Origin of the sequence: Algibacter mikhailovii (genome assembly GCF_014651495.1) — a bacterium.
GTDB classification, from domain to species: Bacteria; Bacteroidota; Bacteroidia; order Flavobacteriales; family Flavobacteriaceae; genus Algibacter_E; species Algibacter_E mikhailovii.
In genome coordinates, this window is record NZ_BMWZ01000001.1 from 589,851 (window position 1) to 612,260 (window position 22,410).

General features: G+C 32.7%; 15 protein-coding genes and 1 other RNA gene. 7 read left to right on the forward strand and 9 right to left on the reverse strand.

All coding sequences use genetic code 11. The features are described from left to right. The first annotated feature begins 1 nt into the window (after position 1). The 3 genes from IE051_RS02555 to IE051_RS02565 all read left to right on the forward strand — a co-directional run bounded on the left by IE051_RS02555 (position 2) and on the right by IE051_RS02565 (position 3,310). Positions 2-472, forward strand: coding sequence for a hypothetical protein (locus IE051_RS02555; RefSeq protein ID WP_189359186.1), 471 nt, complete (start codon positions 2-4; stop codon positions 470-472). 76 nt (positions 473-548) lie between these two features. After that, a complete protein-coding gene (gene pheT, locus IE051_RS02560) occupies positions 549-2,975 on the forward strand; it encodes a phenylalanine--tRNA ligase subunit beta (RefSeq protein ID WP_189359188.1) in 2,427 nt (808 codons plus the stop codon). A 98-nt stretch (positions 2,976-3,073) separates the two neighbouring features. After that, on the forward strand, positions 3,074-3,310 hold the full coding sequence (locus IE051_RS02565) for a DUF2007 domain-containing protein (protein ID WP_189359190.1): 237 nt from the start codon (positions 3,074-3,076) through the stop codon (positions 3,308-3,310). Between the two features lie 65 nt (positions 3,311-3,375). Here IE051_RS02565 and IE051_RS02570 read toward each other — a convergent pair whose 3' ends face one another. Then, entirely contained in the window at positions 3,376-5,001 is a 1,626-nt protein-coding gene (locus tag IE051_RS02570; RefSeq protein ID WP_189359192.1) for an ABC-F family ATP-binding cassette domain-containing protein, read from the reverse strand. A gap of 171 nt (positions 5,002-5,172) precedes the next feature. Here IE051_RS02570 and IE051_RS02575 point away from each other — a divergent pair, with 171 nt between their 5' ends. Continuing rightward, positions 5,173-6,591 carry a TlpA family protein disulfide reductase gene (locus IE051_RS02575; protein WP_189359194.1) on the forward strand — a complete coding sequence of 473 codons (1,419 nt, stop codon included), beginning with the start codon at positions 5,173-5,175 and terminating at the stop codon, positions 6,589-6,591. Between the two features lie 2 nt (positions 6,592-6,593). Here IE051_RS02575 and IE051_RS02580 read toward each other — a convergent pair whose 3' ends face one another. After that, a complete protein-coding gene (locus tag IE051_RS02580; protein ID WP_189359196.1) occupies positions 6,594-7,397 on the reverse strand; it encodes an SDR family oxidoreductase in 804 nt (267 codons plus the stop codon). 130 nt (positions 7,398-7,527) lie between these two features. Beyond that, positions 7,528-7,626: signal recognition particle sRNA small type (gene ffs, locus IE051_RS02585), an RNA gene on the reverse strand. Positions 7,627-7,714: 88 nt separating this feature from the next. Between ffs and IE051_RS02590 the strand changes: the two genes are divergently transcribed. Further along, positions 7,715-8,749 carry a glutaminyl-peptide cyclotransferase gene (locus IE051_RS02590; protein ID WP_189359198.1) on the forward strand — a complete coding sequence of 345 codons (1,035 nt, stop codon included), beginning with the start codon at positions 7,715-7,717 and terminating at the stop codon, positions 8,747-8,749. Positions 8,750-8,763: 14 nt separating this feature from the next. On the opposite strand, the gene IE051_RS02595 is transcribed toward IE051_RS02590, so the two are convergent. Continuing rightward, complete coding sequence (locus IE051_RS02595; protein ID WP_189359200.1) at positions 8,764-10,254, reverse strand: aminotransferase class V-fold PLP-dependent enzyme; 1,491 nt, start codon at positions 10,252-10,254, stop codon at positions 8,764-8,766. A 36-nt stretch (positions 10,255-10,290) separates the two neighbouring features. After that, the gene (locus IE051_RS02600; protein WP_189359203.1) at positions 10,291-12,279 is read right to left on the reverse strand and encodes a protein-disulfide reductase DsbD family protein; all 1,989 of its coding nucleotides are present in this window, start codon (positions 12,277-12,279) and stop codon (positions 10,291-10,293) included. 258 nt (positions 12,280-12,537) lie between these two features. On the opposite strand from IE051_RS02600, the gene IE051_RS02605 reads away from it, so the two are divergent. Continuing rightward, positions 12,538-13,842, forward strand: coding sequence for a cytochrome ubiquinol oxidase subunit I (locus IE051_RS02605; RefSeq protein WP_189359205.1), 1,305 nt, complete (start codon positions 12,538-12,540; stop codon positions 13,840-13,842). A 1-nt stretch (position 13,843) separates the two neighbouring features. After that, entirely contained in the window at positions 13,844-14,863 is a 1,020-nt protein-coding gene (locus IE051_RS02610) for a cytochrome d ubiquinol oxidase subunit II (RefSeq protein ID WP_189359206.1), read from the forward strand. A 111-nt stretch (positions 14,864-14,974) separates the two neighbouring features. On the opposite strand, the gene IE051_RS02615 is transcribed toward IE051_RS02610, so the two are convergent. The 4 genes from IE051_RS02615 to IE051_RS02630 all read right to left on the reverse strand — a co-directional run bounded on the left by IE051_RS02615 (position 14,975) and on the right by IE051_RS02630 (position 22,260). Next, positions 14,975-17,212, reverse strand: coding sequence for a TonB-dependent receptor (locus tag IE051_RS02615; protein ID WP_189359207.1), 2,238 nt, complete (start codon positions 17,210-17,212; stop codon positions 14,975-14,977). 137 nt (positions 17,213-17,349) lie between these two features. Further along, a complete protein-coding gene (locus IE051_RS02620; protein ID WP_189359208.1) occupies positions 17,350-17,829 on the reverse strand; it encodes a hypothetical protein in 480 nt (159 codons plus the stop codon). Positions 17,830-17,861: 32 nt separating this feature from the next. Continuing rightward, a complete protein-coding gene (locus IE051_RS02625; protein WP_189359209.1) occupies positions 17,862-22,004 on the reverse strand; it encodes a non-ribosomal peptide synthetase in 4,143 nt (1,380 codons plus the stop codon). Positions 22,005-22,017: 13 nt separating this feature from the next. Beyond that, positions 22,018-22,260 carry an acyl carrier protein gene (locus IE051_RS02630; RefSeq protein ID WP_189359210.1) on the reverse strand — a complete coding sequence of 81 codons (243 nt, stop codon included), beginning with the start codon at positions 22,258-22,260 and terminating at the stop codon, positions 22,018-22,020. Positions 22,261-22,410: the final 150 nt, after the last annotated feature.

The following is a 22,410-nucleotide window of genomic DNA, read 5'->3' on the forward strand; positions in this document are numbered from 1 at the left end:
CATGAAAGCTGTATCGTTAAGGGAAATTAAAAAAGAACTAAATACACTTTCAACCACAGAAATCCAAGAACTCTGTCTTAGGCTATCCCGCTTTAAAAAGGAAAACAAAGAACTACTCACCTATTTACTTTTTGAATCATATAACGAAACTGGTTATATAGACGGCATCAAAGTCTATATGGATGAAGAGTTTGAATCAATAAATAGAGCTAGTTATTTTTACATAAGAAAAAGTGTGAGAAAAATTCTTAGAAACGTTAAGAAGTTTATACGATATTCCCAAAATAAGGAAACTGAAGTAGAACTTCTACTCTATTTTTGTAAAAAGCTCAAACACTTTCAACCTAGTATTTCAGGGAGTACACAATTACAAAACACCTATCAAAGACAAATAGTACTTTCAAAAAAAATCATTAATAACTTACACGAAGATTTACAATACGACTACAATCTCATTCTTGAAGATTTATAACTATAATTAGTACGCCATTGTTTGAATGCTTGAAGCAATATTTTATCTTTGCAGGCTATAAATAGGATAATAATTTATGAAGATTTCATACAACTGGTTAAAACAGTTTTTAAAAACAGAATGGACACCAGAACAAACGAGTGAATTACTTACTGATTTAGGTCTTGAAGTAGAAGGTTTAGAGCCATATCAATCCATTAAAGGGGGATTAGAAGGCGTTGTTGTTGGAGAAGTACTTACTTGTATTAAACATCCTAATGCCGATAAATTAAAGATCACTACCGTTGACATTGGTGAAGAATCTCCATTGCAAATTGTTTGTGGGGCACCAAATGTAGCAGCTGGACAAAAAGTTCCTGTAGCTACTGTTGGAACTACCCTATATACTGACGAGGGAGAATCATGGACCATCAAAAAAGGAAAAATAAGAGGAGAAGCAAGCCATGGCATGATTTGCGCCGAAGATGAATTGGGTTTAGGAAATTCTCATGAAGGTATTCTTGTTTTAGATAATAAGGTTAAAATAGGCACCTTAGCCGCCGATCTGTTCGATATAGAAAATGATTATGTTTTTGAAATAGGCCTAACGCCTAATAGAGCTGATGCCATGAGTCATCTAGGTACTGCTCGTGATTTAAAAGCTGGTTTAGTTCAAAAAGACATCAATTTAGAATTAATCACACCCTCGGTAAGTGCTTTTCAAGTTGAAAACAGAACCTTAAAAATGGATGTTAACGTCATTAATAAGGACCTCGCACCACGCTATTGTGGTTTAACAATTACCGGCTTGAAAGTAAAAGAATCTCCAAGTTGGTTGCAAAATAGACTAAAAGCTATAGGCTTAAGTCCTATAAATAATATTGTAGATGCGTCTAATTATGTATTGCATGAACTAGGACAACCCCTTCATGCTTTTGATGCCTTTAAAATATCAGGCAATAAAATTGAGGTAAAAACGGTAGAAGCGGGCACTAAGTTCACTACGCTTGATGGCGTTGAGCGTGAATTGCACGAGGATGATTTAATGATCTGTGATGCTGAAAAACCAATGTGTATTGCAGGTGTTTTTGGTGGTGAGTATTCGGGAGTTTCTGAAAACACGACTAATATTTTCTTAGAGAGTGCCTATTTCAATCCTGTTAGCGTTCGAAAAACAGCAAAACGTCATGGCTTAAATACGGATGCCTCATTTAGGTTTGAACGCGGTATCGATCCTAATATTACTGAGTATGCCCTAAAACGTGCTGCTTTGCTTATTCAAGAAATTGCTGGTGGAGAAATTACCAGTGATATTATTGATATTTATCCTAAAAAAATTAAAGATTTTGAAGTGCGTTTAAGTTTCGAAAACGCTAAGAAGTTAATAGGAGAAGAAATACCTAGAGAGGTTATAAAGAGGATTTTATCTTCATTAGATATCAAAGTTAACAATGTTACTGAAGCAGGTTTAGGATTAACCGTTCCTGCCTACAGAAATGATGTGCAAAGAGAAGCAGATGTTATTGAAGAAATCCTAAGGGTTTATGGTTATAATAATGTAAAAACAACTAAAAAGTTAAATGCATCCATATCAACTACATCCCGCTTTGAGGATTATAAAATCCAAAACGTTGTTGGAAATCAATTAGCTTCCCAGGGGTTTTATGAAATTCTTTCTAATTCACTAACAACACCAAACTATATAGCGCTTAGTGAGCAACTAAAAGATGAGCATAATATAACTATGTTAAACCCTTTAAGTAATGATTTGTCCGTTATGCGTCAGTCATTACTGTTTTCTGGTTTAGAATCTATTTCTTTTAACATTAACAGAAAACGGGCTGATTTAAAATTCTTTGAATTCGGAAAAACGTACCATAACTACAAGGATAAACGTGAAGAATTTAAACACCTATCGCTTTTTGTAACGGGTAATCAAAATTTTGAAAACTGGCACACCCAAAATAAAAAGAGTGATTTCTTTTTAATGAAAGGCCATATTGTTTCGATTCTTGAACGATTGGGTATCTCAAGATATAGTGAAACTCCGATAAATAATGACTTGTTTTCTGAAGGCTTGTCTATTGGCTTAGGTAAAAACAATTTAGTTGATTTTGGTTTGGTAAAAAAGCCTATTCTTAAACATTTTGACATCAGTCAAGATGTGATTTATGCAGATATTAATTGGGATGGTATTTTAAATATCATTAAACATCATAGAATAAAGTTTAAACCTATTTCAAAGTATCCTGAAGTACGACGTGATTTTGCTTTACTACTGAATGAGGACATTGCTTTTGAAGCTATCTACAAAATCGCGAAACAAAGTGAAAAGCAATTACTGAAAGACGTAAACTTATTTGATGTTTATCAAGGTAAAAACCTACCAAAAGGAAAAAAGAGTTATGCCGTTAGTTTCTTATTACAAGATGAAAACAAAACGCTTAATGATAAACAAATTGATAAAATCATGACCAAGCTTCAAAATAATTTTGAAAAACAGCTTGGAGCAGAATTGAGATAAGATATTGCCTTATAACTATATAAAAAGACCTGATAGTTTATTGCTAATCAGGTCTTTTTCATTTTTAAAATTCGTATATTTAAGTAAACTTTAAAGTCATGAAGGATTCTAATTATGTAAAAATTTATACGGGCGAACTCATAATTGTTCAACGTATGGTGGCTGAACTTGAAAAAATAGACATTATACCTGTCCTTAAAGATCAAACAGATTCTGGTTTACTGCCTATATTTGGAACATCAAACTCACTTTTTAAGCAAGTTTATATTCATAAAGATGAACTAGAAAAGGCGACAGATGTGATAAATACTTTTAAATCAGAATTACAGGAATAGAAAGTCATTTTTTCTACTGAAAAAAAACACTCGCAGGAAAATAATAGACCTGCGAGTGTTTTTATTTAGGCTGTTACGGCGTACATCTTATCACGTAACTCCTTTATTTTTTTGTCTTGCATATATTCATCAAAAGTTGTGTAACGATCAATAATTCCGTTGGGTGTTAACTCCACGACCCTATTTGCAACGGTCTGTGCAAACTCATGATCATGCGTAGTAAACAAAATTGTTCCTTTGAAATTTTTCAATGAATTATTAAATGCTGTAATACTCTCCAAATCTAAGTGGTTTGTTGGTTCATCTAGCTGCAACACATTAGCACGCATCATCATCATTCGAGATAACATACATCTCACTTTTTCCCCTCCTGAAAGTACGGAAGATTTTTTAAAGGCCTCTTCTCCACTAAAAATCATTTTTCCTAAGAACCCTCTAATATTAACCTCTTCACGTTCTTCTTCGGTGGTAGCCCATTGACGCAACCAGTCAATTAAAGTCAATTCATTATCAAAAAACTCACTATTATCAAGTGGTAAATACGATTGCGTTGTAGTGACACCCCACATAAATTTACCTGAATCTGCTTTTTCTTTATTATTTAAGATTTGATAAAATGCAGTGGTAGCTCTGGAGTCTCGCGAGAACACAACAACCTTATCCCCTTTAGCTAAATTTAAATCAATATTTTTAAATAATGTTTCGCCTTCAATAGAAGCAGCCAACCCTTCAATATTTAATATTTGATCTCCGGCTTCTCTTTCTCTTTCAAAAATAATAGCAGGATATCTACGACTGGTTCTTCTAATATCAGCAATATTTAGCTTATCAATCATTTTCTTTCTACTGGTTGCTTGTTTACTCTTTGCAACATTAGCAGAAAAACGACGAATGAATTCTTCTAATTCCTTCTTTTTCTCCTCAGCCTTTTTGTTTTGTTGTGCATGCTGTCTTGCTGCCAACTGAGAAGATTCGTACCAAAATGTATAATTACCAGAAAAGTGGTTAATTTTCCCAAAATCAATATCAGAAATATGTGTACAAACAGCATCTAAAAAGTGTCTGTCATGCGACACCACGATGACACAATTATCATAATTCGCTAAGAAATTCTCTAACCAAGAAATGGTTTCATAATCTAAATCATTGGTAGGCTCATCCATAATAAGTACATCAGGATTACCAAACAACGCCTGAGCTAACAATACGCGAACTTTTTGTTTACCATCCAAATCAGCCATTAATGTATAATGAAACTCTTCCTTAATACCTAAATTGGACAACATTGAAGCGGCGTTACTGTCGGCATTCCAACCATCCATTTCTTCAAATCGAACTTGCAGCTCCCCTATCTTATCAGCATTCTCATCAGAATAATCTGCATAAAGTGCATCAATCTCTGTCTTAATCTCAAACAAAGGCTTATTCCCCATTAGAATAGTTTCCAATACAGTATGCTCATCATATAAATTATGATTTTGTTCTAAGACTGACATACGCTTACCGGATTCTAAAGAAACATGACCTGAAGTTGGCTCTTGTTTACCAGATATTATCTTTAAAAATGTAGACTTACCAGAACCATTGGCTCCAATAATACCATAGCAATTACCATTATTAAAAGTAGTATTGACTTCATCAAATAGTACGCGTTTACCAAATTGAACAGACAGATTAGATACTGATAGCATATTTTATATTTATTTTTTGCAAAAGTAATTAAATCATATGGTAAGACGAAACATAGAACATCAATTTTTTGAGTACGATAATTATGAGATTATAAGTTTTAACAACGCCTTAACAGGAGTTTTTAATTACAACGTATACTTTTGTTTATATAATTTTTCCTAACAGAACCAATGAAATTTTATCTCTCATTTATATTGATTATAATAACGTTTTTTAGTTGTAAAAAAGACAACAAAACGGCGGTTAATTATGCCTACATAGGAGGAGAAATTATAAATCCAAGCACAAATTATATTGTATTATCCAAAGATAAAACCATAATTGACACTATAAAACTTGATGGAAGAAACAGATTTCATTATAAAATAAAAAAATTAGATGAGGGCATGCACACCTTTAGGCATGGTGGTGAGTTTCAAATGATTTTAATTGAACCAGAGGACAGTGTGCTTTTTAGATTAAACACTTTAGATTTTGATGAATCATTAGTTTTCTCAGGGCATGGGGACAAAAAAAACAATTATCTAATTAATGATTTTCTTGAAAATGAAAAAGAGGAACGCCATATAGTGCGATTATGTCAGCTGAACCCAGAAACATATCAAAATCATGTGGACTCTATAAAGGCCAGAAAGATTAGAGATTTTAACAAGCTGATTAGTAAGCATGAGTTCTCTCCTCTTTTCGAAAAAATTGCCTTATCCAATATTAATTACAGCTACTATTCCAATAAAGAAGTATATCCTTTTGTGCATTATGGCAAAAATAAAGCGGTTATTCTAGCGTCACTACCTAGTGACTTTTATGATTATAGGAAAGACATTAATTATAATGATGAATCGCTAAGTAGTTACCATAATTACAACTCTTTTTTAAGACACCATTTTAGCAACCTTTCTTTAGAAACACATGATGAACATGCCACTACGAAATCTTTTAACAGAAAGTCTTTATGTTATAATTTAGACCGATTGCAGTTAATAGACAGTTTGGTAAGTAATGAAACCATTAAAAATGATTTATTATTTCACTTTACAATGAAGTACTTATCGCGAAGTAAAAATGAAGAATTCAATAATGCGATTTTACAATCTTACATAGATAAGTCTTCTAATGAAGATGGAAAAAAAATGATGACCAGATATACTAAATCAATTAATAGTTTGAAGGAAGGGGCTGATATTCCAATGGTTAAACTGATTGACTACAATAAGAATGAACTGGATTTAAGTTCATTAATAAATCAACCTACCGTAATCACGTTTTGGTCAAACACCTACTACGAGCACTTCAGGGAAAGTCATTACAAATTAAAGGAGTTAAAAGAGAAATACCCCGAAGTAAGATTTCTAGTCATTAACGTGGACCAATACGGTGTAAGTAAGTCTAAAAAAATATTGGAAGGGCATCAATTTGATCAAACAAATGAATATCAATTCAAGTACCCTAAAGAAGCCTCTGAAGTTTTTGCAGTGCATCCCATGACGAAAACTTTAATAATTGATAAACAAAAGAAAATAGTTAATAGTAACACCAATATTTTCTCAATATATTTTGAAAAGCAACTTCTTGGTTTAATTAATAGATAATTTTAAAGTTTATAATGATTCATCAGAAGTTTTTCATAAACTTTACTAGGCAATATGCGTTTTAAAACAATAGAAAACTTCTGCATAAATTCGCCCACCTTATAATGCACTTTAGGCTTAGGCGTATTTATCACATCGTACACCGCTTTAGCCATGAGGTTTGGATCACTACCATGATCAACATGGGTGTTCATTAAATCCAGAGTATTACCATAGGGTTTCTTATACGGAGAGTCTTTTAGTAATGGTGCATGATATCTACCCGCTGCAATATTGGTTGCAAAATCGCCTGGAGCAATATTAGTCATTTCAATGTTAAAATCTTTTAGTTCCATTCTAAAAGCCTCAGTAATCAACTCTAGGGCACCTTTACTCGCACTGTAAACACCACGATATGGCAATCCCATATACCCAGCAATAGAGGTTATATTTATAATAAGTCCGGAATTTTGATTACGCATTTGCGGCAGAACGGCCTTTATAACATTAAGCGGTCCAAAGAAATTGGTTTCAAAATTATTCTTAATCTCTTCTTCTGGAATTTCTTCTATGGGTCCTGTTATTCCTGCACCCGCATTATTTATAACAACATCTAGCCTACCTTCTTTTTCAATAATGGCATTTACTGTACTAATAATAGTAGTATTAGCTTTAACATCTAATGGTAATATGGGGAATTTACTCCCCTTATATTTTTCTGGATTTCTACTGGTTCCGTAAACGATAAACTTTTTATCTACTAAAAACTCGCCTATAGACTTACCAATTCCTGAGGAACCGCCTGTAATTAAAACCACTTTAGACATAACTTAGATATAAATATTAAATTGTTTAAAAATACGTTATTTACCTTTAGGTTAGTACGAATTAGAACATTCAAAAAACTAAAAAATCCTGATGCTTAAAGGCATTCAAGATTTGAGTTTATTGTATAAAAAAAGGCAAGCTACCTACATCACACCGCTACGACCATTTACCTTTGCTTCGTTCCCGACCTGGAGGATTCAACAGGAGCTGGTTGTGTAGGACTTGCCGGCTGCAAAGATACAATCTTTTAAAATTATCACAATGATTTTTTAAACCGATTTTAAATAAATATATTGCTTTAAACTAAAAAACAAAAATGAATACATTCAAATATCTAGCAATCATATTTTTAGGAATATTTCTTTATTCATGTGGATCAAACTCTGGCCAGAAAAAAAGTGATTTTTCCATTAAAACTAACGCTACTAAGGGGAATATTTCTAATAATGAAACACTAAAACTGAGCATTGAGAACAAAAAAAATCACAAAATTGATTCTATCAGCTATATTTTAGATGGCAATAGAATTGATGAGCAGGCCTCTTTACAAAATATGAAGTTAGGAAAACATAGTATTGAAGCATCTATCTATTTTAATAATGAAGTCCAACAAACCACTACGGCCTTAACCATTTTAAACAGTGCATTGCCTAAAGTATATACCTATAACATTATTAATGAATATCCTCATGATATTACTTCCTACACACAAGGACTAGAATTTTATAATGATACGCTTTATGAAAGTACCGGACAATATAAAGAATCTAAACTCCGAAAAGTTAATTATAAATCGGGTGAGGTTTTAAAAAATATCAATTTATCAGACGAATACTTTGGTGAAGGGTTAACCATACTTAACAATAAAATATATCAACTTACATGGCAAAAAGGTACCGGCTTTGTCTATGATGTGAATACTTTTGAGAAGCTTAGCAGTTTCAAGTATGGAAATAGCAAAGAAGGTTGGGGCCTATGTAATCATGATAACGTGATTTACAAAAGTGATGGCACCGAAAACATATGGTTATTAAATAAAGATACTTTGGTTGAAGAATCATATATTCAAGTATATACAAACAAAGGTAAAATTGTAGGTATTAATGAAATGGAATGGGTCAATGGAAAAATATACGCTAATCGTTATCAAAAAAATGGAGTAGCTATTATTAATCCTAATAATGGCGCTGTTGAAGGCGTCATTGACTTTACTCCATTAAAATCAAAAGTTACGCAACATAAAGGCCTAGATGTATTGAATGGTATTGCTTACAATCCCAATACTAAAACCATTTTTATTACTGGTAAACGTTGGGATAAATTATTTGAAGTGGAGATTATAGAAAAATAGATTGAGAACTTAATTTAAAGTTTAAACCAATCTTGTATGATGCCTTTTTCAATGTTGTCGTTACCTTTATGAATAAATTCATTTTTTGCTCCATTATATTCATAATCAGTCATCCAAAGTTTATAATTTGAAGCAACCTCTTTTATGGCATCGCAAATAAAAATTATCTCATCATTAGTCATAGTAGGGTGAATAGACATTCTAATCCAGCCTGGGCGCTCTATCAGACAGCCTTCTAGAATTTTTTCTTCTATTGATTTAGAAGTTGACTCATCAACATTCAACAAATAATGACCATAGGTTCCTGCACAAGAACATCCCCCTCGTGTTTGTATGCCAAAACGATCATTCAGCAGTTTCACTATTAAATTATAATGTACATCTTCAATAAAAAATGAAAACACTCCTAACCTATCTTTATGATTTGGAGCTAGTATTTTAAGGTTTTCAATTTTACTTAATCTTTCAAAAATTATTGCATTCAATTCATGTTCTCTATCCAGAATGTTTTGAATACCCATTTTCTCTTTCAACTCAATAGATAGAGCTATTCGTATAGCCTGAAGAAACCCTGGAGTTCCACCATCTTCTCTTGTTTCAATATCATCAATATAATCATGATCTCCCCAAGGGTTTGTATAATTAACCGTACCCCCTCCTGGATTATCAGGTACTAAGTTTTTATATAATTTTTTATTAAATATTAAAACGCCTGAGGACCCCGGACCTCCCAAAAACTTATGTGGAGAAAAGGTTATGGCATCTAAATATTCATCTTCATCTTTTGGATGCATATCGATGGATACATAAGGCGCAGAACAAGCAAAATCAACAAAGCATAAGCCGTTATTTTGATGCATAACTTTAGAAACATCATGGTAATTTGTTCTAATACCAGTCACATTAGAACAACCAGTAATAGCAGCAATTTTTATGGGGCAATCGTTATGTTGATCAATTAGCTTCTTTAATCCGTCAATACATGGTAAGCCATTTTCATTTGATGGAATGACTTCTACTCTGGCAATCGTTTCTAACCAAGAGGTCTGATTAGAATGGTGCTCCATATGAGAAACAAATATAATAGGACGTTTATCTTCTGGAATTACCGTATTGTCCTTCAAGTTTTCATTTAACTTAATCCCCAATATACGCTGAAACTTATTTATAGCTCCAGTCATTCCAGTACCTACCGTAATCAAAACATCTTCACTTGAAGCATTCACATGATTTTTAATAATATGTCTGGCATCGTGATAAGCATGAGTCATCACACTACCTGTAATTGAAGTTTCAGTATGGGTATTTGCTACATAAGGACCAATTTCATTAGTTATTTTATCCTCAATAGGCTTGTAGAGTCTTCCACTAGCCGTCCAATCAGCATATATCACTTTTTTTGTACCATAAGGTCCTTCAAAATATTGATCAACCCCAATAATATTAGTCCTAAATGAACTAAAATATGTTTCTAAATGTGATACCTCTTTATCTAATGAATTCATATATCCTAAAAATGGTGTTTTCCTTAAATGTATGAATTATTTTTTATTAAAGGCTTGCAATCCTTTTTCTAAAAATGCGGCGTACTCGTCTTCATCAGGAGTATATCCAACAGGCTCAGTTAAAACTTCATTAGAATTAGCGTCAAATAACACATAATAAGGTTGGGAGTTTGACTTGAAAAACTGCGTTTGAAAATTCGCCCACTTATGCCCATAATCAATGAGTAAACGTTTGCCCCCATTAACTCTGTTAACTTCAACTTGCTGGGTCTCCGGAAGATCTTTTTTATCATCCACATATAGAGAAATAAGCACATATTCGTCTCTTAGATATTTATCAATCCTATCAATGGACCATACATGTTCCTCCATTTTTCTGCAATTTACACAAGCATAACCTGTAAAATCAATCATTACAGGTTTATTAACCTTTTTGGCGTAAATCAAGCCTGCCTTTAAGTCTTTAAATGTATTGAGATTATTGGTTGATTCACTTGGATAAAGCCAACTATAACCCACGGGAGGCGCCAAACCACTCAATAAAGTTAAAGATGAAAAGGTATTGGTTTCCTTATTAAGGCGAAACCCAGAAATTAAATAAATAGTGAATGCTGTCACAAGAATAGCTCCAGAAATTCTAAAAAAAGAAAGCTTAGTAACAGGCGAATCATGAGGAAACTTGAGTTTTCCAAAAAGATATAAGGCCAATCCACCAAAAATAATAATCCAAAGGATTAAAAATGGTTCTATTTTTAATAAACCCCAATGCTCTACTAAATCGGCATTTGAAAGGAATTTGAAAGCAAGTGCTAATTCTAAGAAGCCTAGAATTACTTTTGTAGTGTTTAACCAACCCCCTGATTTTGGTAGGGCATTCATCATGTTCGGAAACATTGCAAACAGTGCAAAGGGCAATCCAAGCGACACGCCAAAACCAGCCATTCCCGCAGTAAGTTGCCATGCACCGCCATCGGCAGTTAATGACCCTGCTAATAATGACCCTAAAATTGGACCTGTACATGAAAAGGATACAATGGCCAGAGTAAGCGCCATAAAAAAGATTCCTATAAGTCCGCCAGCGTTCTCGCCTTGAGTTGTTTTAGTAGTCCAACTCGCAGGAAGCGTAAGTTCATAGTACCCGAAAAAGGAAAAAGCGAAAAACACGAATATCACAAAAAATATTATGTTTAGCCATACGTTAGTTGAAATTTCATTCAAGATATCCGGATTAATAGAATCCAGTAAATGGAAAGGAATACTCAAAATTAAATAAACCAATAATATAAAAAAGCCGTAAATAATGGCTTTTGAAATTCCTGAACTTCTATCCGTTCCCCCTTTCTTAGTAAAAAAACTAACGGTTAGAGGAATCATAGGAAATACACAAGGTGTTAACAAGGCCAACAAACCTCCTAAAAACCCTAATCCAAAAATGGTCCATAATGATTTCTTCTTAACTGAAGTCTTATTGGTTAATTTAATATCATTTGGCACCATACCATAAAGCAAATTATTTATTTCATCATTATCGGCATCTGAAATTGTATGTTGCTCCTGTTCCAAATCATTTGAAGAACCCGAAGTATTCAATTTAAAAACCAAATCAACTTCAGTAGGAGGCAAACAGCGTGTATCATCACATACCATAAACTCTACGGTGCCCTTTATTTCATTAAAATTATCCGTTCCTTCCACGACCTGTTCAAAAGTTGCAGAATTTTCAAAAAATTTAATTTTCATTTGAAATACAGGATCATCAACGGTATGGCCTTCCTCTTCTATTGTAATTCCTGACCGCGTAAACCCTTCATTTAACTGATATGTAAAGGTGGTAGGGATAGGTCCGTCTAAGGGCACATCTTGGGAATACAAATGCCAACCCGTTTCAATGGATGCCTGGGTTAATAGTTTGTATTTAGTATCAGAAATCTTCTCTACAGAAGTGGTCCACTTTACTGGATCCAATATTTGTGAAAACCCCTTAACACCAAAAATTAACATGACTAATAACAATAACTTTTTCATAATGCTTTTTAATTTAACAGGGTTCCAATTTTATAGGCCAATACAGGGATTTTACTTCGCGTATTCATTAGCTGGTTATAAACCATATAATAAAAAGCAAATGTAAAAATAAAGATTGTTTTGCCTTTGATAAAGAGTCAATAAAAGGTCATTTTCCCAACGAAAAATATGTTAAACTTTTCATAATCTAAAAGTTTTATTACCCCCCCAAATAAGCTTAATGAAGTATCTTTGTGTAACCACATTAACGCCTTAATTATGGATAATTTAGATGCTGCTAGATTACAAATGGCATTTACGCTTATTTTTCACATTGTTTTTGCCTGTATAGGTATGGTCATGCCTTTTTTTATGATTATTGCGCATAAAAAATGGCTTAATACAAGGGATCCCATTTTCTTGAAACTCACAAAATCTTGGCAAAAAGGTGTTGCTATTTTTTTTGTGGTAGGTGCCGTTTCAGGAACGGCATTATCTTTTGAATTAGGACTACTATGGCCAGAATTCATGAAACATGCTGGTCCTATTATAGGTATGCCATTTTCATTAGAAGGCGCTGCATTTTTTGTTGAAGCCGTAGCACTTGGTTTTTACTTATATGGCTGGGGTAGAATTTCTGAGAAATTTCATTGGTTTACAGGTATAATAGTAGGCCTATCAGGTGTAGCCTCTGGTATATTAGTGGTTTCTGCTAATGGCTGGATGAATGCGCCTTCTGGCTTTGATTATGTTAATGGTGAATTTTTAAATATTGATCCGGTACAAGCCTTATTAAATCCTGCTTGGTTCACACAGGCCTTGCATATGACCTTAGCGGCTTTTACAGCTACAGGGTTTGCTGTAGCTGGAATTCATGCTTATCAAATTTACAAGAAACGTCAAGTAGCTTTACATAAAAAAGCCTTCAAAATAGCCATTACATTTGGAGCAATTGCAGCCATTTTACAACCCATTAGTGGCGATCTTTCTGCAAAAGATATTGCTAAGCGACAACCTGTAAAGCTTGCGGCTATGGAAGCGCATTACGAAACAAAAAAAGGAGCACCACTTTACATAGGTGGTTTAGTTGATGACGAGAAGGAAAAAGTATCCTATAAAATTGAAATCCCCAAAGCCTTGTCTTTTTTAGCATTTGGAGACTTTAATGCCGAGGTGAAAGGCTTAAAAGATTACCCTAAAGATGTTCGTCCTAAAGTATCTATAGTGCATTACGCTTTTCAAACAATGGTTGGTGTTGGCACATTGTTGATGCTTGCTGGGTTTCTATTTTTTATCAGTTTAAAAAAAATGAGTTGGTGGAAAAACAAAAGCTTTTGGTTGTTATTTTCAATACTTGCTCCTATGGGTTTTATTGCTCTTGAAGCTGGATGGATTGTTACTGAAGTTGGAAGGCAACCTTGGATTATACATAATATCATGAAAACAAAAGATGCTGTTACCCCTATGCCGGGAATGATATATAGTTTCTATATGTATATAATACTTTACGGGGTACTAACGGTTGCGGTCACGTGGCTTATGATACGTCAGATTAAATCACTTAATCAAGCAAAACTAGCCTAATATGTTAAACGTTGTTTTATTTTTTCTAGCTACTTCTCTAGTACTCTATGTTATTTTAGCCGGCGCTGATTTTGGTGCGGGTATTGTTGAATTATTTTCTACAAAAAGCAATCAAGCACTTACGAAAAAAACAATTTATCGCGTGATGGGTCCTGTTTGGGAGGCTAATCACATTTGGATTATCATTTTAATAGTTATTTTATGGGTAGGGTTTCCTGATTTCTATAATGTTCTTGTTGTTTACTTGCACATTCCGCTTACCTTAGTATTGCTTGGCATTACTATGAGAGGTGTTGCTTTTGTTTTCCGACATTATGATGCTTATAAAGATAAGTCCCAAATTTTATACGATTGGTTGTTTAGAATTTCTAGTCTTTTAACACCAATATTTCTAGGAATGACAGCCGGTTCTATGTTATCAGGTAAACTTGTTATAACCGATAGTTACGAGCAGTATACTTTTTATGATCTATTTATAGCGCCATGGTTAAATGGGTTTTCTATTTTGGTTGGGTTTTTCTTTGCAGCACTTTGTGCATTTTTAACTTCTATATTATTAATAGGTGAATCAGATATTACAAACAGAAAAATTTATGTGAGAAAATCAAAATATGCTACTCTAATGGTTATTGGTCTTGGCTTTTTGGTGCTTTGTTTTGGATTTATAAATGACATTATATTTATTACTGATTTTATTAAAAACCCCTATACCATAGTTTTAATAATACTTTCAGCGTTACTAATCTTACCTTTATTACGAAGTATAAAACAAGCAACAAAAGTATTAAGCAGAACCTTAGCAGGCTTGCAAGTTATTTTAATCTTATTTGCTGCTATGTTCGCACATTTTCCATATTTAATTATTGCTTCAAACACGGAAATGAGCCTTCTTGAAACCGTTGCACCAGAAGCCGTAATAAAAGTTTTAGGTATAACGCTTATTATTGGAGGTCTTGTTATTTTACCAGGACTTTTTCACTTATTGAAGTCTTTTAAAATGATTAAAGTCTTAGAGTCTTAGTAATCTTTTTTCTGGCCTGTATTTAAATACATAATATCCAAGTTTAAAAAAATAAAAACACACCTGAAAATCAGGTGTGTTTTTATTCATTGGAAAAATGTATACTAAATCCTAAAAATTAACCGATATTTTTCCTCTCAAAAAAAATGGTGTTCCTGGTGTAAAATGAATTTCTTCAACCGGATTAGGTTCATTAAACAGTCTACTTTCTGTGGCAAACTGAGTTTCATTCCATTCGGTATCAAATAGATTTTCAATAATTAAACCAAAAGTCCAATTTTTCAGGCTATAATTTAAGTTAAAATCTGTTACAAAATAACCATCTGCAACAATGGAGTTATCCTCATTAGCCGGTCTGTCATTAACAAACCTGTAACTAATTCCTCCAGAAAAATTATTTAAGTTTTTAACAAAAAGCCCCCCTGTAGATGTGAAATCTGGTGCTAAAGGAATATAGTCTTGCCCTTTAGGTTCTTCAACACTTCTAGCATGTGCATAATTAATATCGGTATTTAAAAATAACCAATCTGTAAATTGATAACGCAATCCAAAATCAAACCCATAGCGTTCGGTCTTTCCGCTTGGTTCTACTATAGCTGCATCTCCCACATACACAAATTCTTGCTGCAAGAATAAGCTCCAGAATGCAGCATTGATCACCAATCTTCCAAAAGGTTTATAGATAAAACCTAAATCAGTTCCAAATGCCGATGGTAATATCTTTTCTCCACTATTAGCAACGACTACGCGGGTATCATTGGAATGAAACCCTAAACCTGATTTGGCATACACTTGAACTTTTGGAGAAGCGGCAAAAATAGCATTAAACTTTGGGCTCACCTTTATTTTATCTTCACTCTTATTGTCATACGTAGTGGATAGCAAGTTCTCATAATCAAAATTAAAGTAATCTACTCTTAACCCCGGAATCAATGTCCATTTGTTCTTCTTATAAGTTAGATCGGCAAATAAAAAACCATTTACTTCGTCAATATTTCCAAATGCTAAACGCTCTAAAATGGTCTGCCGGTTTAAGGTTCTTGATAACTGAACGTTGTTGGCATCATCATACCTAAACCCTATACCTGCTTTATACTTTAACTGCGTATCATGGTCTTCAACATGAAATGAATGCTCATAGACAGACTGAGCTCCTATAATCGTTCTATCTTCCTTTTGTTGAATTTGATCACCGTTTACAGGATCTTCTAAAAAGAATGTAAAATTAGAAAATAATTCAAAATCATATTTTGAGAGATACGCTGATGTCTTTACGGAAGAATGTTCATCCAATAATTTTTTATGATTAACCCATATGTTACTTCTACTAGTATTACCGCCTTCAGTATCGTCTATAGCTCCCCATCTGGTAATTAATCCACTATCCACAGCACGTTGAGGAATTTGGCCAGAAGCATCCCATTTACTCTGAAAATGCGAAATAGAAATATCAAATTCTTCATCGTCATAATTATTATAATTATAACGCCCCATAATATTTAATCTGTTAAAGTTTTGAGGAGATTCAAAATAGCCATCTGTAAGCATAAGTTCAGTAGCCACATAAGCAGAACTAAAATCTTCATCAATAAGCTTAATCATACCTAGTGCCCTTAAAGAGTTAAACTGTCCTGCCTCCAAAGAAATCAAACTCTTGTCAATACTCTTTTTAGTATTAATATCAATATAGCCTGCCGTATTAAAATTGCCTTTGTCGGCATAATAAGTACCCTTACCAAAATCAATATTATCTATAGTTTCTGGTATAATAAAATGCATGTCTGCATATCCTTGGCCATGGGCATGAGATACCATATTCACTGGCATTCCGTCAACATTTATGGCAATATCTGTTCCGTGGTCTATATCAAAACCTCTTAAAAATATTTGCTCAGCTTTACCTCCTCCAGCATGTTGACCAATAATTAAACCGGGGATTGTTCTTAGTATTTCTTGTGAGCTTTTAACAGGATTCGTTTTTAAATCTACAGCAGCCAATGTGCTTAGGACATTCACTTTTGAAACAATGAGTACCTGATCTAATGAGGCCGGAGATATTCTTAAGACCACATCAATACTGGCATCTAGATTGTTTTCACTTATAACTAATTCATAGTTTTCGTAACCTAATCGATAAAAATAGATAACGTCTCCTACCGAAATATCATCCAACTCAAAATAACCTGATATATTAGTGTATGTATAAGCTCCTGTGTTTTTATTATAAACACCAACACCCTCTATGGGCTTATCGCTTTCTTCTGCGGTAATAATACCATTAAGTTCATGTGCATATGTCATGCCTGTAATTGAAGAAAACAACAGGATTAAAAAAATATATTTTTGCATAATAATAAAATTAAAATTTAACATAATTAAGAACAACCAAGATGTTGTCTAATCATGACTTATTATTAATAAATAATTTTTGAAAATAAATTTCAGATAATGTCCTTAATCTTAAGAACACAAATCAAAATATGCTATTATGCTAAAATTGGAGGTTCTTTTAAATATTTTATAAAACCTTTACATGGCTTATCTTTTATCAAAGCATAGTTAGTCTCCAAAACCCTAAAAAATGCAACAAACTCATATTTTCTATTGTTTTTACGCTTTATATGCTTATCTATTTTAAAAGTTATATCATGCTTACTTAAGGGATCTTTATCCTTTTGAGAATTCTTGAAAACCCCTGCAAACCAATCGATAATTTCATGGCTATGTGTTTCTACCTTAACATTGCTTAACTTCCCTTTATTTTTGGCTATTAAGTTTTTGTAAGTGCGATTGTCATGAACCGAATGCGAAATTACAAAAGAAGGTTTTTGTATATGGTGTGAAAAAAAGTGAAGCACTTTTTTTACTTCAAGATGTGCCGGACCAAGCACATAACAAGTACTTAAAGTTACAACAACTAACTTAATAATAAATGGCTTAAAGCCTTTTGAAACCCCGTTATACATTAATTATCAATTGAATAGGCAATTGCTTTTTGTTAATTTTCTAAATACTCCAACATCGTTTTTTCAATGTAATTTGAATATTCTTCTATTGTTGGTAAATTAAAAACCTTATTAAGTGGAATTTCCATTCCTAATTCTTCATTAATTCTAGAAGTAACCCTTATGGCGGCAAGGGAGTGCCCTCCTAGAGCGATGAAATTATCTTGAATCCCTATTTTTTTTAAGCGCAATACCTCTTTCCAAATACCTTCTATGAGTTCATCTATTTCGTTTCTAGGTGCTAGATATGATGTTTCCAGTTCTAATTGTTCTGAATTTAAACCCTGCAAAGTTTTTTTATCAACTTTACCATTTTTAGTAAGTGGCATTTCATCTAAAAACTTAAATCTAGAGGGTATCATGTAGGCCGGAAGTTTTTGCGATATATATTTTTTTAAATCTTTTGAGGAGATTGAATTATCACCTGTATAATAGGCCACCAACCTATCCTCATTTTCAAACGGATCGGACTCTTCATAACCAATCTCATTCATAATACGCTTTACTTCCTCTTCATCTATATATTCATTTATTTCCTCTAAACTTTCATCTCTAGTTTTATGTCCTAAACGCACATCCCAACTGTATGGAAAAGAATAATTACTATATCCTTTTTCCTTTTTATGCACATAAATACCTAGTTGATTAATTAAACAATTTGTAGAACGACCTGTGTCCGTAGGTCTGACCCAGCCTACCTTATCTTCAAGATATTTAAGCATGTCTTCTAAACTTACATCCGAATATCTGTAGAAATCTACAAACTGAACCTTGTCAAATACTTCATCATCCTCAAACATAGAAACTTCGAGTAAATCCTTTACCGCATCATCCTCTCTATGATAGAGTTTTCTAACCTCTAATATGGTCTCGTCTATTTTTTTAACATTTAAATTTTCATTCCAAAATAGCTCTTCTGTTAAACGTGTTTCAAAAAATTGACCACGAGATAAACCTGTCACAATAAAGGGTATTTGTTTATCCATAGCAATTTTGGTACTCAGAGTATATATTGTTTTAAAGCAGCCATTACATACGTTTTGGTGCCTATTTAAACTATCAATAAAAATTTCATTCATGTGATTTGTAGCACCATAAATATGATCAACATTCAGCTTTTTAACTATCCGATCAATATTGGCTTTAGCCTGATTGGATATATAACTATTATCAAGCGTAAATGCGAGTACTTTCAGCCCCATACCAACCAATTGAGCCAAAATATACGTACTATCTTTACCGCCACTTAATAGTGACAAACAATCGTAAGATGGGTTGTTTTCCGTGTTTGTGGTTAGTATTGATTTAAGTTCCTCTTCAGTTTTAAAATATTTTTGAGCCTTGTCTTTATAACCTTTAAAAGCATTACATAAATTGCAAACCCCATACTCATCAAAATCAGTTTGTGGATAATTTGAGGGCAAACCACATTCTGTGCAGTTAATTACGCTCTCTTCTGGAATGTATTCTTTCTTGTTCCTAACCAATACCACAGCGCATTCATTCACGCCTTTGAAATGCGTTAAATTTGATTCTATATCGGCAAGTTCTATTCTATAACCTCTAAGTTTTATTTGCTCATCTACTCTACCTAAATACTCATATTCTCCATGACCATTAATTCTTGCTAAATCACCCGTGTGGTACATTTTAGCATTTTTCACAAAAGGATTCTCTATGAATTTATTTGTAGTTAGTTCTTCTAATTTTAAATAGCCATCAGCTAAGCTAGATCCACTTAAATATAATTCACCTACTACACCATTAGGGACTAAATTTTTATATTTATCTAATATATAAGCATGCATATTAGCTATAGGTGTACCAATAGGAATAGATCCTTCTTGGTGTTTTTTCGGATTGTACTCACTTACAATACAACCTACTGTAGCCTCGGTAGGACCATATTCATTATAAAGGGTCACAGCTCCGCTAAAAGCTTTTGTTATGGCGTGACCAAGACTTGCCTTAAAATCTTCACCTCCAACTATAATTTTATCTATAGAAGAATAGCGCATATCCTTGTCTTGAAACAAGCTCAAATGAGATGGTGTTAGTTTAATTGTATTGACTAAATTTTCGCCTAAAACCTTCATTAATGACATATCTGGTCCAAATTTAGGTTCTGTATAAAGAATCAACTTCCCGCCAGTAATTAATGGTAGTAAGGTTGATGTTATTGTCAAATCAAATCCAATTGATGTAAACAGTGGCAATATGGTTTTTTCCGATATACCATAATAATTTTTTGCCCAAAATATATAGTTTGTCAATGCTCCTTGAGAAATAATAACGCCTTTCGGATTTCCTGTTGATCCTGAGGTATACAAAATATATGCTGTGTCATTAATTTTTGGTTGGTTTTCAAAAAGCTCGGAAGACTCATTCTTCAAGTTCTCTCTAATGGCAATCAGGTCTATGCTAGGTGTCTTTATTCTTTCTAAATTCTGTTTTAAGGAACCTTGTGTTAAGACTAATGAGCAATCAGAATTAGTTATAATATATTCTACTCTTTCTTTCGGTTGGTCAGATGATATAGGAATAAAAGTCCCTCCTGTTTTCATAATGGCTAATAATCCGATTATATACTCTGTATTTCTATAATTGTAAAGAGCAATATTAACACCTTTTACAACACCTGTATTAATCAAATAATTAGCTAATTGATTGGCTTTCTTATTCAATTCTCTGAAGGTTAAAACGCCTTCCTCTGATTGAATAATAACAGCATTAGGTCTACTTTTAACAAAACTATTGAAGACTTCTAAAACATTATTGGGATATATATTTTCAGTTAAACGCAGATCTAAAAAACTATTAACCTCTTGAGGCCCAATTATACTGGTTTGAGCAATGGGATTATTCACATCCTGAATAAATGCATTATAAACATTTCTAAAATGTATCGGTACCTCATTCAACCTGGAAGACTTAACAATATCATCATTAAAATCAAAAACAAGTTTTAAAACTCCTGTCCTATTAAAATCAAATACGTGAAAGCGTAATTTATGTTCTGAATCAGCATAATTAGGATGAATCCATTTTACGGTTGTGTTGTAACCATTAAAATTAGAAAAAGAAACGTTTATATAGTTGAATATTGTGTTATAGCTTCTATTCAATTTTGGTGAAGAAGTACCGGTAATCCCAAACTTCAAATAATGATTGGTGGCATCTTGAACCTTTTTGTACAAGGTATAATAAGTATCATTTTCATCAATATTAACAGAGATAGGAAACACTTCTATAAACAAACCAATTGTACTTCTAAAACTCTTTCTTACTCTACCATGTATGGGGGCTCCAAAAGTTAAATTTTCTTCACCACTTACCTTAAAAAGATAAGAAAACAATAACGTTGCAAAAGCATTAAATATATTTAAATTATCATTCCAAGATTTAAAACCAGGTTGATTTATCACTGCTTTTAATTCATTAAATTCACTTCGGCTTAATTCAAGCTCTACTCGATTTGATTTTGTTGTAGGTTCCTGTTTAGTCTTTTCACCATAAAGCTTGGGCTTTTCAATATACTTATCCGCCTCAGAATTCCAATAATTTATAACATTTTTGTTTTCAATTCTTTCTTCAATTTCAAAATCAATAAAATTTTTATACGCATAACTGGGTATATTTTGAGTAGAAGTATTATCTATTAAACAACCGTAAATCTCAGATAATTTATCAAAAAGAATCACTGTACTAGAAGCATCAGTTATAATATGATGGAGATTAAGATACCAAATAAAGCGATCAGGACTTAATTTAATCAATACAGAATCAAAAAGTTGCTCTGATTTATCAAAAATACGCTCACTTCTTTCTTGAAGCCAATTGTCAACATTAGATGAAGAGATATCAGAAAATTCAAAATACTGTAACCTAAATGGAAAAACATCTTTAATTAATTGCTGCGGAGTTCCATCTTCTTCTATAATAACTGTTCTTAAAACATCTGTAGTATCTATTAACTCTTGAAATGCTTTTCTAAAAACACTAGGTTCTAATGTTCCATCAATATAAAACGCATATGGTACATTATTAATTGGTTCATTGGGGTTAAGCTTATCAACAAGCCATAATGACGTTTGACTCTTCGTTAATGGTAACAAAATATTTATAGAATTATCCATATAATAATGGGTGCTAATTTAGTTTTCCTCGAACATAATATTCTATACTATGAATGGACCTAAAGTTTTCTAGTGTTATGTCCTCAAAAGGAATATCTATTTTGAATTTTTTTTCCAAATATCTAACCGTCCTTATTAAATTTACGGAATCAATCAATCCAGTTGTTAATAGTTCATCCTGTTCACCAATACGTATTGATTCATCTTCAAGTATATCTTTTTTCAAAAAAATAAGCACATCTCTTTTTACGTCCATAAATTGAATTTTAACGTACTAAATAATCAATAAAACAAGTTTCATTTATGAAAATAATGATATAAAAAAACTAAAAAATAAAAATGTTTTTAATAGCATAAGTATAAGTCATAGCAATTCTTATATACCCTTCACTAACTTGAATAGTAA

Excerpts from the sequence above, each read along its gene's own strand:
- IE051_RS02575 (WP_189359194.1), top strand. The coding sequence starts at position 5,173 with ATGAAATTTTATCTCTCATTTATATTGATTATAATAACGTTTTTTAGT.
- IE051_RS02610 (WP_189359206.1), top strand. The coding sequence starts at position 13,844 with ATGTTAAACGTTGTTTTATTTTTTCTAGCTACTTCTCTAGTACTCTAT.
- IE051_RS02615 (WP_189359207.1), bottom strand. The coding sequence starts at position 17,212 with ATGCAAAAATATATTTTTTTAATCCTGTTGTTTTCTTCAATTACAGGC.
- IE051_RS02565 (WP_189359190.1), top strand. The coding sequence starts at position 3,074 with ATGAAGGATTCTAATTATGTAAAAATTTATACGGGCGAACTCATAATT.
- pheT (WP_189359188.1), top strand. The coding sequence starts at position 549 with ATGAAGATTTCATACAACTGGTTAAAACAGTTTTTAAAAACAGAATGG.
- IE051_RS02555 (WP_189359186.1), top strand. The coding sequence starts at position 2 with ATGAAAGCTGTATCGTTAAGGGAAATTAAAAAAGAACTAAATACACTT.
- IE051_RS02630 (WP_189359210.1), bottom strand. The coding sequence starts at position 22,260 with ATGGACGTAAAAAGAGATGTGCTTATTTTTTTGAAAAAAGATATACTT.
- IE051_RS02620 (WP_189359208.1), bottom strand. The coding sequence starts at position 17,829 with ATGTATAACGGGGTTTCAAAAGGCTTTAAGCCATTTATTATTAAGTTA.
- IE051_RS02600 (WP_189359203.1), bottom strand. The coding sequence starts at position 12,279 with ATGAAAAAGTTATTGTTATTAGTCATGTTAATTTTTGGTGTTAAGGGG.
- IE051_RS02570 (WP_189359192.1), bottom strand. The coding sequence starts at position 5,001 with ATGCTATCAGTATCTAATCTGTCTGTTCAATTTGGTAAACGCGTACTA.
- IE051_RS02595 (WP_189359200.1), bottom strand. The coding sequence starts at position 10,254 with ATGAATTCATTAGATAAAGAGGTATCACATTTAGAAACATATTTTAGT.
- IE051_RS02605 (WP_189359205.1), top strand. The coding sequence starts at position 12,538 with ATGGATAATTTAGATGCTGCTAGATTACAAATGGCATTTACGCTTATT.
- IE051_RS02590 (WP_189359198.1), top strand. The coding sequence starts at position 7,715 with ATGAATACATTCAAATATCTAGCAATCATATTTTTAGGAATATTTCTT.
- IE051_RS02580 (WP_189359196.1), bottom strand. The coding sequence starts at position 7,397 with ATGTCTAAAGTGGTTTTAATTACAGGCGGTTCCTCAGGAATTGGTAAG.
- IE051_RS02625 (WP_189359209.1), bottom strand. The coding sequence starts at position 22,004 with ATGGATAATTCTATAAATATTTTGTTACCATTAACGAAGAGTCAAACG.